This window comes from Streptomyces sp. NPDC094032 (genome assembly GCF_040303965.1).
Taxonomy (GTDB): Bacteria; Actinomycetota; Actinomycetes; order Streptomycetales; family Streptomycetaceae; genus Streptomyces.
Genome location: NZ_JBEOUE010000048.1, coordinates 1 through 15,607, shown reverse-complemented (window position 1 = coordinate 15,607; position 15,607 = coordinate 1). Strand labels below are relative to the sequence as shown.

Below are 15,607 nucleotides of genomic sequence, written 5' to 3'. Positions count from 1 at the left end.
GGAGCGGGAGGGCGCCGAAGGAGGCGGGGGGCGAGGGGACGGAGCGGGCGGGGAGGCGTCCCGGATGGCGGGAACCGGCCGCCCGGCCGTCCGGTTCCCGGCCACTCCCCTGGCGGCGAGCGGCGGGTCGGCGGGGTTCTTCGGGGTCCGGGGGCGGGTGTCTCCGGGAGCGAATCTCCGCCACTTCTCGATGACCAGTGCTTTACGGGAACTTTTCCAGGAGTCGGCGATTCCGGTGCGCTCTCCCAACTCCCTTCACTCCAGCCTTCATTGACCAGCCGTTTTCGACGATCTACCGTGGGTTCGAGGTGATCAGCCGATGAGGACGTACCTGAATCGGGAGGAAACATCTTGGAGTTCCGGCTTCTGGGGCCCGTCGAAATACGCTGGCGGGGGCGCAACATCATGCCGACCGCGCCCAAGCCCCGACAGGTCATCTCCCTGCTCATGCTGCGGCACAACACCGTGGTCCAGGCATCCGAACTGATCGACGAGCTATGGCCCGAGCTCCCTCCGCCGAGCGCCGTGACAACGTTGCAGACCTACATCTACAAGTTCCGCAAACTGCTCCTGAAACAGGGGCTCGGAAACCTTCTCCAGACCCAGCCGGGCGGCTACAGCCTCACCATTCCGCCGTCCAGCCTCGACGTCAGCCTCTTCGAGCAGACCGCCGACGAGGGCCAGGAGCTCCTCCAGCGGGGCGACTCCGCCGGTGCGCTGGCCAGCTTCGAGCGGGCGCTGGCCCTGTGGCGCGGCCCCGCGCTGGCCGACGTCGAGACCGGCGGGCGGCTCTTCTCGTACGTGACCCGCCTTGAGGAGCTGCGCTTCCGCATCCTCGAACTGCGCATCGAGGCCGACCTGGAGACCGGCCGGCACCGCGAGCTCATCAGCGAGCTCAAGTCGCTGGTGCTGCAACACCCGCTGCACGAGCACCTGCACGGGCTGCTCATGGTGGCCCTGCACCGGTCCGGCCGACGGCACGAGGCGCTTGAGGCCTACCAGAGCCTGCGGCAGAAGATGATCGACGAGCTGGGGCTCGAACCGGGCAAGGAGCTCGCCCGGCTCCAGCAGACCCTGCTCGCCGACCACCCCTCCGAGCACGAGGAGCCTCCGCGCCCGAGGCCCGCGCCCCGGCCGGCGGCCGCGCCGGCGTCCCTTCCGGCGCCGCCGCCGGTGGACGACCGCGCGCGCGTTCCCCCGGCCGCCGCGCCCCTCCCCGTACGGGAGTCGATCGGGAATCCGGCCCAACTGCCCGCCGGTCTTGCCGGGTTCGTCGGCCGGCAGGCGGCCCTCAAGGAGCTGGAGGCGGCGCTGGGCGATCCGGACGGTCCGGGCGCCGACGGCACCGCGGCCCGCATCGGGGTCGTGACCGGGCCGCCCGCGATCGGCAAGAGCGCGCTGGCCGTGCACCTGGCGCACATGCTGCGGCCACGGTTCACCGACGGGCAGCTCTACGCGGACCTGCGCGGGTCCTCCCCCGAGCCCCGCGACCCCGCCGAGGTGCTGCGCGGGTTCCTGCGCGCGATGGAGGTGCCGACCTCCCGGATCCCGGAGAGCCCGGAGGAGTGCGGGGCGCTGTTCCGGTCCCGTACGGCCGGACGGCGGGTGCTGGTGCTCCTTGACGACGTCGCGTGCTCGGCCCAGATCCGGCACCTGCTCCCCGCGGACCCGCGCTGCGCGCTGCTCGTCACCGGGCGCCGCAGGATGACCGCGCTGGTGGAAGCCGAGCGCGTCGAGCTGGGCCCGCCGCCGCAGGAGGAGGCTTTGGAGATCCTGGCGGCCCTCACGGGCAGGCAGCGGGTGGAGCGCGAGCCGGAGGCGGCGCACCGGATCGTGGAGCTGCTCGGGCGGCACCCGCTGGCCCTGCGCTGTGTCGGCGGGCGGCTCGCCGCCGGGCCGCGGCTCTCCCTGACGGCGCTCGCCGACCGGCTCGGCGCGACGCCCCGGATCCTCGACGTGGCGCGGCTCGGCGAGCTGGACGTGCGCTCGCGGTACGACGCGAGTTACGCGGGGCTGACCTCGTCGGAGCAGGGGGCGTTCCGGCTGCTGAGCATGCTGGGCGAGGCGCCCTTCACGGCGGCGCAGGCCGCGGACCTGCTGAACCGGCCGGCCCCGGAGCTGGAATTCCTCCTCGAAGTCCTCGCCGACCAGCATCTGTTGGGCACGGACCGGTGCGCGGACGGGGTCGGGCGCTATGTCTTCGACCGGCTGACCCGGGCCTACGCCAAGGAGCGTCTTGAGGAGACCCTCCGCGCGGCTCCGGTGGTGGAGGAGGCGGGCGCCCGGTGAGGTGACCTGCGGGGGGGGATACGGGGGGACCGGCGAGGGCGGCCGGTCAGCGGGAGTCGAGACGTTCTCCACGGGGCCGGGGCAGGCTCGCCGCCACGCGTCCGGGGTCGCCGGGCGCGCGGCCGACGAGACGAGGAGGGGCCTGCCATGCCCGAGGGGATGGACCACGACGCCGAGGTGATGTTCGTCAACAGGTTCACCGTGCACGGCCCGGCCGAGGAGTTCGAGGAGGTCTTCGCCCGGACCTCCGCGTTCATGGCGCGCCAGCCGGGCTTCGTCCGGCACCGTCTGCTCCGGGAGCTCGACGACCCGGCCGCCTATGTGAACCTCGCCGTCTGGGCGGACCGGGCCTCGTTCCTGCGGGCGGTGGGGCGGCCGGAGTTCGCGCCGCACGCCGCCGCCCTGCGGGCCCTGAGCCGGAGCGAGAACGGGCTCTTCGCCACTCGGCTCTCGGTGTCAGGACAGGGTCTTGAGGACGTCCCGGAGGGCCTCGACGACCCGGTCCTGGGTGTCGGGGGCGAGTGAGGGGTACATGGGCAGCGAGAAGATCTCGCCGGCCAGCCGCTCGGTCACCGGGAGGGACCCCTCCCGGTAGCCGAGGTGCTGGAACCCGGTCATGGTGTGCACCGGCCACGGGTAGCTGACGTTGAGCTCGATGTCCCGCTCGCGGAGCGCCTCGATGATCGCGTCCCGGCGCGGGTGCCGGACGACGTACACGTAGTACACGTGCTCGTTGCCGGGGTTCGTCGCGGGGAGGATCAGGTCGGTGTCGGCGAGGCCCTCGGCGTAGCGCCGGGCCACTTCGCGGCGGGCGGCGACATAGGTGTCGAGGCGGCGCAGCTTGCGCCGCAGGATCTCGGCCTGCACCTCGTCGAGCCGGCTGTTGTGGCCCGGCAGGGCGGTGACGTAGTAGCGCTCCTCCATGCCGTAGTAGCGCAGCCGGCGGAGCGCCTCGTCCACGTCGGGGTCGGAGGTGACGACCGCGCCGCCGTCCCCGTACGCGCCGAGGACCTTCGTCGGATAGAAGGAGAAGGCGGCGGCCTTCCCCATGCCGCCGGCCGGGCGGCCGTGGTGCCGGGCGCCGTGGGCCTGCGCGCAGTCCTCCAGGACGGTGAGCCTGTGGCGCGCGGCCAGTTCCTCCAGGGGGGCCATGTCGACGCACTGGCCGTACAGGTGCACCGGGAGGAGGCAGCGGGTGCGCGGGGTCAGGGCGGCTTCGACCCGGTCGACGTCCATGAGGTAGTCCTCGCGGACGTCGACGAAGACCGGGGTGGCCCCGGTGCCGGTGATGGCGAGCACGGTCGGGGCGGCGGTGTTCGAGACCGTGATCACCTCGTCCCCGGGCCCGACGCCGAGGGCCTCCAGGCCGAGTTTGACGGCGTTGGTGCCGTTGTCGACGCCGACGCAGTGCGCGACGCCGTGCCGGGCGGCGAACTCCTCCTCGAAGGACCGGACGCTGTCGGCGAGGACGAGGCGTCCCGAGCCGAAGACGGTGTCGACCGCGTCGAGGATCTCCTCGCGTTCGGCGGCGTACTCGTCCAGATATCCCCACACGCGAATGGTCACGGACACTCTCCAATTCCGCTCGGATGGGGACCGAGTTCAGCCGATGCCGCTCGCATCGATCTCGACTGCCCCTCGACTCCGCATTTCTGTGATTTCTGCCCTCAGCCGCGACGTGCCACGAACAGGCCCCGGGCCGTCCACTCCGGGCTCAGGTACTCCGCCGGGCAGCCCGCGTCGGCGAACGCCGTCAGGTACTCCTCGCGCGTGAAGAGGGTGAGCAGGTCGATCTCGGTGAACTCCCTGATGCCGCCGACCTCGCCGACGACGAACCGGACCTCCATCCGGGTGGTCCGGCCCCGGCGGGTCGAGTGCGAGATCCGCGCGACCGTGCGCCGTTCGTCGCTCGCCAGGTCCCCGGCCACGTACCCGTCGAGGAACCGCTCGGGGAACCACCAGGGTTCGACGACCAGCACCCCGCCCGGGCGCAGGTGGCGGGCCATGGTCGCGACCGCCGCCCGCATGTCCGGGAGGGTCGGCAGGTAGCCGATCGCCGTGAAGAGGCAGACCACGGCGTCGAAGGTGCGCCCGAGGTCGAAGTCGCGCATGTCGCCCTGGTGCAGGGGGACCCCGGAGAGCCGGTCGGCGGCGCGCTCCAGCATGGCCGGTGAGAGTTCGAGTCCCTCGGCGTGGGTGAAGTGCCCGGCGAGGGTCTCCAGGTGGGCGCCGGTGCCGCAGGCGACGTCCAGGACGGAGTCCGCGCCGGGCAGCCGGTCCCTGATCAGCCGGGCCGTCTCGGTCGCCTCCGCCGCCCAGTCCTTGCCACGGGAGCGGTAGACGAGTTCGTAGACGTCCGCGAGGTCGTGGCCGAACATCGGCCTCCTTCGGGTACGGGCCCGGGGTCGGGCGCCGGTGGGGTGGACGGGTCGGACGGGCGGGCGGAGGTCCGGTGGCTCAGTCGTCGACGAGCGCGACGGCGCGGGTCCAGCCGGCCCCGGCGCCGGTGATCTTCACGGGGAGGCAGGAGACCTGGAAGCCGTACGGGCCGGGCAGGTCCTCCAGGTGGGCGAGCCGTTCGATCTGGCAGTACTCGCGGTCCCTGCCGATCATGTGCGCGGGCCACAGCACCTCCCGGTCCCCGGTGGCCCGGTAGCGGGCGATGATGTCGCCGAACGGGGCGTCGAGGCTGAAGGCGTCGGTGCCGATGACCCGGACGCCGAGGTCGAGGAGCAGGTGTACGGCGGGGCCGTCGAGTCCGGCGAAGTCGGTGAAATACCGCCGGGTGCCGTGATGGCGCTGGGCCCCGGTGTGCAGCAGGACGATGTCCAGCGGGTCGGGGCGGCGCCCGATCCGGGCGAACTCCTTCTCCAGCCGGTCCGCGCCGATCGTTCCCGTGGGCGCGTCGGTGAGGTCGAGGACCATGCCGGGGCGGAGGAACCAGTCCAGCGGCATGCGGTCGATGTGGCGCGGGACGCCGTCGCCGTATCCGGCCCGGGAGCCGTAGTGGGAGGGCGCGTCGACATGGGTGCCGGTGTGGGTGGTGAGGGTGAGGCGGTCGAGGGAGAGGAACTCCCCGTCGGGCAGTTCGTCGGGGTCGAGGTCGACGCCGAAGTGGGCGCGCATCTCCTCGCTCATGTGCAGGGCTCCCTCGCGGGGCGTGAGGACGTGGTGCTCCACCGGGTCGGGTTCCCAGAGCGCGGCGTCCACCGGCGAGGACAGGTCGACGATCCTCATGTCGCACCTCCGTGGGTTCGGGGCGGGCGTCAGGGTGGGGATCCTCCCGGCCGGTTCCGGAGCGCCGGTGGAGCCGCGCTGGAGGCCGGGGCCGGTCCGGGCACGAGTCCGGCTCCACACGGGGGGACGAGCATCCGGGCAGCGGCCCCGCGACCGGCGCGGGCCGGGAGGGAGAAACGTGAGCCAGACCGTCAGCCCCGCGGCCACCTCGTACGCGGTGCTCTGTGCCGAGGTCCAGCGCTTCCACGCCCGGCAGATGCAGTTGCTCGACTCCGGTGAGGCCGAGGCCTGGGCGGCGACCTTCACCGAGGACGGCCTGTTCGCGCCGCCCTCGCTGCCCGAGCCGGTGCGCGGGCGCGCGGCCCTGGCCGAGGGCGTCCGCTCGGCGCACGCGGCGCTGGCGGCCGAGGGCGAGACGCGCCGGCATCTGCTGACCACCGCGGTGGTGGAGGAACCGGCCCCGGAGGACGCCGACGGCGCTGTGCGGGTGCGCTCGTACGTCCAGGTGGTCGCGACCCGGAAGGGCGAGGCGCCCCGGCTGCTCCTGATGTGCGTGTGCGAGGACGTGCTGGTGTCCGAGGGCGGCGCGTGGCTGGTGCGCGAGCGGTATGTGACCCGCGACGACCGGCCGTGAGACGGCGCGAGGCCCGGTGGACGCCGTGGGGCGTCCGCCGGGCCTCGCGCGTCGCGCGGGCGGGCTCAGCGGAAGGAGTCCGCGGAGACGATGGTGGGTTTGGGGAAGGGCAGGACGAAACGGCCGCCGGCCCGCAGGAACTCCTTCTCCTTGCGCAGGATCTCGTCGGCGTAGTTCCAGGCCAGCATCAGGTAGACGTCGGGCGGGTCGGTGCGGGCGTACTCGGGGCTGCGCACCGGGATGTGGGTGCCGGGCAGCACCTTGTCCTGTTTGAGCCGGGTGGTGTCGGTGCAGTAGGCGATCTCCTCGGTGCCGAGCCCGCAGAGGTTGAGGATCGTGGTGCCCTTGGCCGAGGCCCCGTATCCGGCCACCCGGTTGCCCTCCGCGACCAACGACCTGACCAGGGCGGGGAGTTCCTCGCGGACGGTGTGGACGCCTCGTACGAACTCCCGGTAGCCGCCGTCGGTGCCGAGCTCCGCCCGCTCCTCGGCGGCGATCAGCGCGCCGACGGCGTCGGCGACGGGCCGCACGCCGGGCAGGCCGACGAGGACGAGGAGGGAGCCGCCGTGGACGGGGAGCCGTTCCACGTCGAAGAGGCTCAGTCCGTGGCGGGTGAAGAGGGTGTCCAGGGTGCGCATCAGGAAGTACGACAGGTGCTCGTGGTAGATGGTGTCGAAGGCGTGCTTCTCCAGCAGGTCCACGGCGTACGGGACCTCGATGGCGAAGACGCCGTCGGGGGCGAGCAGGGTGCGCACCCCGGCGAGCACTCCGGCGAGGTCGTCGATGTGGGCGAAGACGTGCCGGCCGAGGATGAGCCGGGCGGGGCCGTGGGCGCGGCTGACGGCCTCGGCGGTGGAGGGGGTGAAGAACTCGGGCAGCGTGGGGATGCCGATCCGCTGGGCGTAGGCCGTCAGGTTGCGGGCCGGGTCGACGCCGAGCACCCGGGCTCCGTCCCGGGCGAAGACGGCGAGCTGCTGGCCGGTGTTGCTGCCGAGTTCGACCACGAGGTGGCCGGGGGCGAGGCCGCCGCGCTCGCGGCAGACCCGCGCGACGGACTCCATGTGCCGGGTCATGGTCTCCGAGCCCGAGGTGACGTAGCTGTAGGTGCGGTAGAGCACTTCGGGGTCGACGACGTGGGTGACGCTCATCAGCCGGCAGGAGCGGCAGGACAGCACGCCCAGCGGGTAGGCCGGTTCGTCCTCGTAGGAGGCGGCCGGCTCCAGGAACCCGTTGGCCAGCGGCACGTCTCCGAAGGCGACCACCTCCTGCCAGTCGGCGGCGCCGCACACCCGGCACCGGGTGACCGGTCGTACGTTCTCGGCGTTCATCACCGCACCTTCCTCTCCGTGGTCGGCGCCCGCTCCTCGGGTACGAGCAGGCTCTGCAGGCAGGCGACCAGGCTGCGGGCCTGGATGTTGAGGTAGTGGCTGTGCCGCAGCAGCTCGACGAGCTGGTGCACGGTCATCCACCGGTAGTCGGGGTCGTCGGGCGGGACGTCCGGCGCACCGCTGGTGTCGGTGTCGACGATCAGGTAGCGGTTGAGCGCGTGGTGGAAGCGTCCGCCCTCCTCCGACAGGACGGACTGGAAGCGGATCCGGCGCGGGTCCGCGTGCTCCACCTCGTCGAGGAAGCGGGGCCGGGCGCCGCTCGGCAGGTACGCGTAGGAGTCGGGGGTGCACTGGACGGTGGGCGCGAGTTCCACCACGTCCATGTAGCCGGCCTCGGCCCGGGCGTGCATCAGGACGTGCAGGACCCCGTCGATGGTCCGGGTCAGGAAGGCGACGACTCCGGTGCCGTGGGGTTCGATCATCGGCTGGGACCAGCCGGCGACCTCCCGGCCGCGGGCCTCCACGCGGACGCCGATGACGTCGAAGAAGGCCCCGCTGTCGTGGGAGACGCGTTCGCGGGTGCGGTGCCAGCCGGGCAGTCCGGCGAGCGGGACGCGGTGGGCGCGGACCTCGGTGCGGGTACGGGCCTCGGTGATCCAGCTGAGGACGGCGCCCAGAGAGTGCCGGGGCTCGGCGGTGGGGTCGCAGGAGCGGAACAGGGCGGCGCGGAACGCGTCGGCGGGCGGGCCGAGTTCGCGGGCGAGCTCCGGGTGGGCGAAGGGCAGGCAGGACAGGACGGTCCTGGCGTCCATGTTGACCAGGTCCCGTGCGGCGAGCAGCCGGTGGAGCTGGCCCAGGGTGAACCAGCGGAAGCCCTCGTGGACCTCGACCTCGCCGTCGGCCTCGACCACCATGTTCCGGTTGCGTTTGTGGTGGAAGGCGGAGCCCTGTTCGGACTGGCGGACGTCGACGAGCGGGCCCCGGGGGCCGGGCTCGCGGAACAGGTCGAGGTAGGGCACGGGCCGGCCGCCGTGGACGCCGGTGTAGTTGCTTCGGGTGGCCTGCACGGTCGGGGAGATCTGGAGCCCGCCCGCGTTGCCCGGCTCGACCTTGGCCTGCATCAGGCAGTGCAGGACACCGTCGAACTCCTTGACCAGGATGCCGAGGACGCCGATCTCCGGCTGGTTGATGATGGGCTGGCTCCAGGCGGGCACGGGTCCGTCCGGGATGCGGACGTCCAGGCCCTCGACCGTGAAGAAGCGGCCGGTGTGGTGGCGCAGGTTGCCGGTGCGGGGGTCGGTCTGCCACCCGTCGAGCGTGTCGAGGGGGACCCGCTCGACTCGGGTGTAGGAGCGTTCGGCGAGCGCCGCGAACCAGTCGTGGAAGTCGTCGTGGGGGGTGAGGACGCCCTCGCGGGCGCGGGCCGAGGCGGCGACGCGCAGGGGCGTGGCGGTGGTGGGGCGCCGCGGGCTCGCGCGGCGCGTGGTGGCTTCGGTCATGCGTGCTCCACTGGGTGGTCCGCGCGGCTCGCGTCCCACATGTCCTTGATGGATGCGGGCAGGTCGACCTCCGGCCGCCAGCCGAGCAGGCGGGCCGCCCGGCCGATGTCGGCCAGGGTCCAGTCGCCGCCCCGGGAGTCGACGGGTGCGGTGCGCAGCCGTACCGCGCCGGGCGGTGGGGCGGCGGCGGCGATGAGCAGGTCGAGCAGGTGGGAGAGGGGTACGGCCTCGCCGCGGCCGATGTTGAGGACCTCTCCGGTCACCGGTGCCTCGGCGGCGGCGAGGACGGCGGCGGCCAGGTCGCGTACGTCCAGGAAGTCCCGGCGGGCGTCGGCGACGGTGAGTTCGGCGGGGCGGTCGGGGGTGGCGGCGCGCAGCAGGCGGACGGCGGCGCCGAGGAAGCCGGCGGCGGAGACGTCCGGGCCGCTGAGGTTGACCACGCGGAGCACCACCCCGTCCACGTGGCCCGCGCGGGTGGCGCGGAGCACGGCTTCGGCGCCGGCGAGTTTGGTGCGCGCGTAGACGGAGACGGGGCGTGGGACGAGGGTCTCGTCGGCGGCGGTGCCGACGGGCAGCGGGCCGTACTCGTGCACGGTGCCGACCTGTACGAGGCGGACCGGGTTCGGCAGCCGGGCGCAGGCGGCGAGCACGTTCTCCACGAGGTGGACGTGGGCGCGTTCGTTCTCCGCCGGTCCGGTGACCCAGCCGCCCGCCGCGTTGACGACGGTGCCGACCCCGGCGGCGGTCAGCAGGGCGGCGAGTTCGGTGGCGTCGACGGCGGCGAGGTCGAGCGCGTGGAACCGGCGTCCGGCCGCGTCCGGAGGCGGGCGGCGGGCCAGTTCGACGACGGGCCGGCCGGCCGCCGCGAAGGCCGCGGTGACCGTGCGGCCGACGCAGCCCGTCGCGCCGAGCACGGCGACGGCGGGGCGGGCCGCCGGGGGCCGCCTCGCGCCGGTCATCGGGCCGGGCCGCCGCACAGTGTCCGTTCGAGCTCCAGACACCGGCGGTAGTCGGGGAGGGTGCCGGACTTCTCGGCCGTCTCCAGGGTGGGCGCGGCCCGGTCGCGCGGGGACATGACCGGGTCGAGGCCCTCGGGGAGCGCCAGGTCGAGCGCCGGGTCGAACACGGAGAGGGAGAGTTCGTTCTCCGGCACGTACTCGCCGGAGAGCATGTACGACATCACGGTGTCGTCCTCCAGCGCCACGAAGGCGTGGGCCACGCCGACGGGGAAGTAGACGGCGCGGAACTCCTCCTGGTCGAGCAGGACGGCCTCCGAGCGTCCGTAGGTCGGCGAGCCGACCCGGACGTCGATGACGATGTCCAGGGCCCGGCCGCGCGCGCAGTACACGTACTTGGCGATGCCGGGGGGTGTGAGGGTGTAGTGAGCGCCCCGGATCGTGCCGCGCCGGGAGCGGCTGTGGTTGGTCTGGGCCACGGGGAACAGGGGGTGGCCCAGGGCCTGTCGGGCGGGCGTCTCCTGGAAGGGCGAGACGAAGAGCCCTCGTTCGTCGGTGAAGATCCTCGGCCGGAACTCGAACGCGCCGTCCACGGCGAGCTGTCGCGACTCCATGACACCGTCCTCGTCTGATGGGGGTGGGTGCCGGCCTTGCCGGCGGCGTTCCGCGGGGCCCTGGGGGGGGTCAGATGACGCGGACCTCGGGCGCGTAGACGATCCAACGTCCGCCGGACTCGCGGAACAGCCGCTCCTTGGCCATGATCTCCTCGGCGTGGTTCCAGGCGAAGAGCACCGCGTAGTCCGGGTAGGGCTCGGTCAGGGCCTCGGTCGGGCGGACCGGGATGTGGGTGCCGGGGGTGAGCCGGCCGTGCTTGGCGGGCGTCGCGTCGCAGACCCACTCGATCAACTCGGGCCCGATGCCGCAGTAGTTGGTGACGGTGGCGCTCTTGGCGGTGGCGCCGTAGCCGACGACCCGCTTGCCGTCGGCCCGCAGGCCGCGCAGGAGGGCGGTCAGGTCGGTGCGGATGCGTTCGATCCCGGCGGCGAAGTCCTCGAATGCCTCGGGCCGGCACAGCCCCCTGCGCTCCTCCTCGGCGGCGAGCGCGGCGACGGCCGGGCTCGGGGCGCCTCGGCCGGCGCGCCGCAGGGTGTAGCGGAGCTCTCCCCCGTGCACCGGCAGCCGTTCGACGTCGACGACCTCGAAGCCGTACCGGGCTGCCGCGGCGCGTACCGAGGTGAGGGTGAAGAAGTAGAAGTGCTCGTCGTAGATCTGGTCGAAGGTGGTGCGTTCCAGGATGTCGCCGAGGTAGGGGTCCTCGAAGACGAAGACGCCGTGCGGGGCGAGGAGGGTGTCCAGGCCGCGGAAGACGGAGTCGAGGTAGGGGATGTGGCAGATGGTGTTGGCCGAGTAGACGAGGTCGGCGGGGCCGTCCGTGGCCCGGATCTCGGCCGCCGTCCCCTCCTCGAAGAACGCGTCGCGGACCCGGACGCCCTGCTGGCGGGCGAGTTCGGCGACGCCGCCGGACGGTTCGACGCCGAGGTGGCGGATGCCCTCCTTGGCGAGGGCCCGCAGCATCACGCCGTCGTTGCAGCCGATCTCCACCACGAAGGGGTCGTTGCCGCGCAGGTGGGCGCGGGAGAGCCGGCCGGCGGTCCGCTCGAAGTGGCGGCGCATGTGGGCGGAGCCGGAGGAGTGGTAGGGGTAGGCCTCGTGGAACATGCGTTCCCGGGGGACCTCGTCCAGGAGCTGGGTCATGCCGCAGGACTCGCAGAGGCCCACGGCGAGCCGGTAGAAGTACTCCTCGTCGACCCGGTCGGGGTCCACGAAGGCGTCGGAGAGTGGTTGGCGCCCGAAGTCGAAGAACTGACGGACGGGTCCTCCACAGACACGGCACATGGGGGGCCTTCCTCGGGGTCATGGGGTCCGGTTCACGGGGTCCGGTGGGCGGATGCGGTGCGTGCGGCGGGGAAGCGGAGCACTCCCCCGGTGATCGGTGAGCGGAGCCGGCGCAGCACTTCGCCGGTACGGGCGAGCTCGGGCAGCTCCGCAGCGCAGGCCCGCAGGGCCGCCTCGGCCGCCAGCCGGGCCGCCGGGCCGACGAGGGCGTCGAGGGGGCCGGCGAGCAGCCCGTCGAGGCCGTCGCCGCGCGTGTGCCGGTGGATGTCGAACCGGTCCGGTTCGGTGTGCCGGCGCGGGTCGCGGTGCGCGGCCCCGGTGAGCACGACGAGCTCCTCACCGCGTGCCACCTTGGTCCCGGCGAACTCCAGGTCCCACTCCGCGTACAGCCGGTGGAGCCGTACGGGCGGGGCGCAGCGGAGGGTCTCCGCAACGCACGCGGGGGCGAGGCCGGGGTCCTCGCGCAGGGCCCGCCACTGGTCGGGGTGGTCCAGGAGGAGGGCGACGGCGTCGGCGGCCAGGGTGGTGGCGTAGTCGATGCCGACGAGTGCCAGCAGGGCGCAGAGGGTCAGGACGTCGGGGGGCCCGCCGGGGCCGGGGGCCGCGAGGAGACGTCCGGCGAGGCCGGGCGACGCCCCGGACTCGTCACCCACGCGTCGCGCCCCCGCCGTCCTGACCGTCTCCGCCAGCAGCGCGTGAAGTCGTGGGAGCGCGGCACCGTACCGGCGGGCGGTGTCCAGGCGCGGCGGGCAGAGCGTGGCGTCCAGGACGCCCGTGGTCTCGGCGCACAGGGTGGCGAAGCGGTCGGCGTGCCGCTCGGGCACGCCGATCAGCAGGCGCGCGGCCTGCGTGGTGGCGGGCCGGATCAGGTCGTCGACGAGGTCGAAGCGCTCCCCGAGTGCGGACGCCCGGCTGCGGTAGGCCCGTTCGGCCGCGGGTCGCAGCCGACGCAGGGCCTTCTCACCGAGCACCGGTGCGGCCCAGTGGTGCAGCCGCCGGTACTCCGCCCGGTCGAGTGCGGCCGGGAGCTCGGGCATCGGCAGCGTCTCCCGAAGCGTCGGCACGTCCCAGGGCGCGGGCTCCCCGGCGGGGTCCCCGGCGGGCCCCCCACCCGCCTCCCCCACCGGTTCCCCGCAGCGCGCGGAGCCCCGTTCGAGAGGCCGGGGCGTGAGCCTAGGGTCGGTCAGGGCGGCCGTGGCCGCCTCGTGGTCGGCCGTCACCCAGGTCTCGGCGCTGCTCCAGTAGAGGGGGCCCCGGTCGCGGACCTGCCGCCCGAGGTCGTTCCGGTCGTCTCCGGTCGCGCGGAGCAGCAGCGCGTACGGGTCTCCTCTGGTGCCCAGAATCCATTGGACGCCGCGCAGGGTCAGCAGCACACGCCCCAATTCTCCGTCGGTCATGCTCGCCGTCATGGGGAGGACGCTAGGCAGGCGTCCTCGATCACCCCTCGACTCCCCTTGGCCGGGCCCGGCGCCGCCGTCGAGCGGGGCACGAGGGGGGCGTGGCACCGGCGCCGTAGGGTCACGCGGTCATGGACATCATCGGCAAGGGTTTCCTCGCGCGGCATCTGTGGCCGTTGCGTGACGCGCACCCCGGGGTGACGGTGCTGGCGGCGGGCGTTCCGCGCCAGCACCTGCCGGACGGCGAGCACGAGCGGGAGGCGGCGCTGGTGCGGGAGACGGTCGCCCGCTGCCTGCGCCGGGGCGAGCTGCTGGTCTTCCTCTCCACGGCCAGCATGTACGGCGGTCCCGGCTGCCGGGGCCGCGAGGACGACCCGCTCGTGCCGAGCACCCGCTACGGCCGGCACAAGTTCGCTCTGGAGCGGGTCGTCCGGGAGTCGGGCGTGGCTCATCTGGTGCTGCGTCTCGCCTATGTGCTGGGCCCGCACGGGCCGGACTTCCGGCTGGTCCCGGCGCTGGTGTCGCAGCTGCGCGAGGGGCGGGTCCGGGTGCATCCGGGGGCCCGGCGCGATCTGCTGCACGTGGCGGACTTCGTCGGCCTCGTGGACGGGCTGCTCGCGGCGGGGGTGCGCGACGAGACGGTGAACGTGGCCTCCGGCGACTGCGTGGACGTGCGGGAGCTCGTGGCCCATCTGAAGCACCGGCTGGGCCTGGAGGCCGAGGAGGTGGTGGTGGGCGGGGGCGACAGCGCCTTCTCGCACTGCCCCTCGGTGGTGAAGCTGCGGCGCCTGGTGCCGGAGCCGGCGGGGGCGCGGTTCGGCCCGGGGTACCACCGGCGCGCCCTGGACCGCTATCTGCGGGAGACGGGCGCCTGAGCCGGGCCGGTGCGCGGGCCTCGACCGGCGACAGCGGCTCTCGAACGCGCGTCGACGCGGGCTGTGCATCATCGGAGCCGCCCCGGCCTCAACGGGGCGGAAGGGAAAGGGAGTCGAGTGAAGGACGTGGGGAACGCGATGACGACGCACGACGGGGCCCTGGCGGTCACGCCCGATCTGCGCGAGCCGAGGACCTCCGCCGGCCGGGCGCTGCTCGGTCTGCTGGCCGGGCACCTTCCGACGGTACGGGACGGGGCCGGGCGGGCCGACCGGGCGGGCGTCTTCCCGGCGGAGGTGTTCGCGGGGCTGCGCGCGGACGGGGTGCTCGGGGCCACCGTGCCCGTCGAGCTCGGCGGCCTGGGGGTGGGCTCGCTGCACGACGTCTGCCTGGCCCTGACGACCGTGGCGGAGGCGGACGCGTCCACCGCGCTGGCGCTGCACATGCAGCTCAGCCGGGGGCTGACCTTCGCCCATGAGTGGCGGCACGGGGGCGGCCCGGCGCGGGCGCTCGCCGAGCGGCTGCTGCGGGGCATGGGCGCGGGCGAGGCGGTGGTGTGCACGACGGTCAAGGACGCGGGCGGCGGCCGGGTGGTCACCCGGCTGCGGCCCGCGCCGGGCGGCGGCTGGGTGCTGTCGGGCCGCAAGACGCTGGCGAGCATGGCGCCGATCGCCACCGACTTCGTGGTCTCGGCGCGGGTGGAGGTGGCCGGGGTGGAACGCTCGGCGGCCGCCGTACTGCCCAGGACGGCGCCGGGGCTGAGGGTCCTCGACGACTGGGACGGGCTCGGCATGCGGGCCTCGGGCAGTGTGGACATCGTGCTGGAGGACTGTCCGGTGCGGGCCGAGGACGTGTTCCTGCGGGGGCCGGTCGGGGAGCGCTCGGACGCGGCCCTGGCGGGCCAGACCGTCAGCTCGATCACCATGCTGGGGATCTACGTGGGGGTGGCGCAGGCCGCCCGCGACCTCGTGGTGGCGGAGCTGGGCCGACGGGGCGGGCTGCCGGCGGCGGGCGCCGCGACGCGTACGCTGCTCACCGAGATCGAGGCCCGGCTCTACGCGCTGCGGACCACGGTGGCCGGGACCCTGACGGTGGCGGACCACCTGGCCTACGCCTTCGACGCCGATCCCGCGGAGCGGGGCCGCCGGATGATGCTCGACTTCCAGCGCGCCAAGCTGACGGTGAACCGGCTGGCGCCGGAGATCGTCTCCGACTGCCTGTCGGTCGTCGGAGGCGCCGCGTACTCCGGCACCCATCCGCTGGGGCGGCACTACCGGGACGTGCGGGCGGGGGCGTTCATGCACCCGTTCACGTATCCGGACGCGGTGGACTGGCTGTCCGAGACGGTGCTGGAGGGAACGAAGGACTGACGGACGTACGAAGAGGGGGGAGGACCGGATCACCGGCCAAGGATTCACTCGAAGTGATGACATGCCTTTACGCAGGCGCTTACCGCGGGTATAGCAACCGAACTCCCGTCGGAATCCTTGACGTTGAT

Annotated in this window: 14 protein-coding genes; 5 read left to right on the top strand and 9 right to left on the bottom strand. The window is 73.7% G+C overall.

The window, feature by feature from the left end; genetic code table 11:
* Positions 1 to 405: 405 nt before the first annotated feature.
* Both ABTZ54_RS34985 and ABTZ54_RS34980 read left to right on the top strand, forming a co-directional pair.
* A complete protein-coding gene (locus ABTZ54_RS34985; protein WP_351671781.1) occupies positions 406 to 2,289 on the top strand; it encodes an AfsR/SARP family transcriptional regulator in 1,884 nt (627 codons plus the stop codon).
* Positions 2,290 to 2,436: 147 nt separating this feature from the next.
* Positions 2,437 to 2,814: an antibiotic biosynthesis monooxygenase family protein gene (locus tag ABTZ54_RS34980; RefSeq protein WP_351671778.1), complete on the top strand. Its 378-nt coding sequence runs from the start codon at positions 2,437 to 2,439 to the stop codon at positions 2,812 to 2,814.
* On the opposite strand, the gene ABTZ54_RS34975 is transcribed toward ABTZ54_RS34980, so the two are convergent.
* The 3 genes from ABTZ54_RS34975 to ABTZ54_RS34965 all read right to left on the bottom strand — a co-directional run bounded on the left by ABTZ54_RS34975 (position 2,746) and on the right by ABTZ54_RS34965 (position 5,526).
* A complete protein-coding gene (locus ABTZ54_RS34975) occupies positions 2,746 to 3,855 on the bottom strand; it encodes a DegT/DnrJ/EryC1/StrS family aminotransferase (protein ID WP_351671775.1) in 1,110 nt (369 codons plus the stop codon). The two genes, ABTZ54_RS34980 and ABTZ54_RS34975, sit on opposite strands and share 69 nt — an antisense overlap.
* 101 nt (positions 3,856 to 3,956) lie before the next feature.
* Entirely contained in the window at positions 3,957 to 4,667 is a 711-nt protein-coding gene (locus ABTZ54_RS34970) for a class I SAM-dependent methyltransferase (RefSeq protein WP_351671772.1), read from the bottom strand.
* A gap of 79 nt (positions 4,668 to 4,746) precedes the next feature.
* Complete coding sequence (locus ABTZ54_RS34965) at positions 4,747 to 5,526, bottom strand: cyclase family protein (RefSeq protein ID WP_351671769.1); 780 nt, start codon at positions 5,524 to 5,526, stop codon at positions 4,747 to 4,749.
* A 178-nt stretch (positions 5,527 to 5,704) separates the two neighbouring features.
* Here ABTZ54_RS34965 and ABTZ54_RS34960 point away from each other — a divergent pair, with 178 nt between their 5' ends.
* A complete protein-coding gene (locus ABTZ54_RS34960; protein ID WP_351671766.1) occupies positions 5,705 to 6,160 on the top strand; it encodes a nuclear transport factor 2 family protein in 456 nt (151 codons plus the stop codon).
* Positions 6,161 to 6,225: 65 nt separating this feature from the next.
* On the opposite strand, the gene ABTZ54_RS34955 is transcribed toward ABTZ54_RS34960, so the two are convergent.
* From ABTZ54_RS34955 to ABTZ54_RS34930, 6 genes are all read right to left on the bottom strand, one after another.
* Positions 6,226 to 7,488, bottom strand: a complete 1,263-nt coding sequence (locus ABTZ54_RS34955; protein WP_351671763.1) for a methyltransferase domain-containing protein — start codon at positions 7,486 to 7,488, stop codon at positions 6,226 to 6,228.
* The gene (locus ABTZ54_RS34950) at positions 7,488 to 8,987 is read right to left on the bottom strand and encodes an NDP-hexose 2,3-dehydratase family protein (protein ID WP_351671760.1); all 1,500 of its coding nucleotides are present in this window, start codon (positions 8,985 to 8,987) and stop codon (positions 7,488 to 7,490) included. Before ABTZ54_RS34950 ends, ABTZ54_RS34955 begins: the two co-directional genes overlap by 1 nt.
* Entirely contained in the window at positions 8,984 to 9,946 is a 963-nt protein-coding gene (locus ABTZ54_RS34945) for an NAD-dependent epimerase/dehydratase family protein (protein WP_351671757.1), read from the bottom strand. The genes ABTZ54_RS34950 and ABTZ54_RS34945 overlap by 4 nt, the downstream gene beginning before the upstream one ends.
* A complete protein-coding gene (locus tag ABTZ54_RS34940) occupies positions 9,943 to 10,557 on the bottom strand; it encodes a dTDP-4-dehydrorhamnose 3,5-epimerase family protein (protein WP_351671754.1) in 615 nt (204 codons plus the stop codon). Before ABTZ54_RS34940 ends, ABTZ54_RS34945 begins: the two co-directional genes overlap by 4 nt.
* Before the next feature lie 70 nt (positions 10,558 to 10,627).
* A complete protein-coding gene (locus tag ABTZ54_RS34935; protein WP_351671751.1) occupies positions 10,628 to 11,839 on the bottom strand; it encodes a methyltransferase domain-containing protein in 1,212 nt (403 codons plus the stop codon).
* A gap of 32 nt (positions 11,840 to 11,871) precedes the next feature.
* On the bottom strand, positions 11,872 to 13,248 hold the full coding sequence (locus ABTZ54_RS34930) for a cytochrome P450 family protein (RefSeq protein ID WP_351671748.1): 1,377 nt from the start codon (positions 13,246 to 13,248) through the stop codon (positions 11,872 to 11,874).
* Between the two features lie 119 nt (positions 13,249 to 13,367).
* On the opposite strand from ABTZ54_RS34930, the gene ABTZ54_RS34925 reads away from it, so the two are divergent.
* Both ABTZ54_RS34925 and ABTZ54_RS34920 read left to right on the top strand, forming a co-directional pair.
* Entirely contained in the window at positions 13,368 to 14,111 is a 744-nt protein-coding gene (locus ABTZ54_RS34925; RefSeq protein ID WP_351671745.1) for an NAD-dependent epimerase/dehydratase family protein, read from the top strand.
* Between the two features lie 138 nt (positions 14,112 to 14,249).
* Positions 14,250 to 15,479 (top strand): acyl-CoA dehydrogenase family protein, encoded by a 1,230-nt coding sequence (locus ABTZ54_RS34920; RefSeq protein WP_351671742.1) that lies wholly within the window; start codon positions 14,250 to 14,252, stop codon positions 15,477 to 15,479.
* Positions 15,480 to 15,607: the final 128 nt, after the last annotated feature.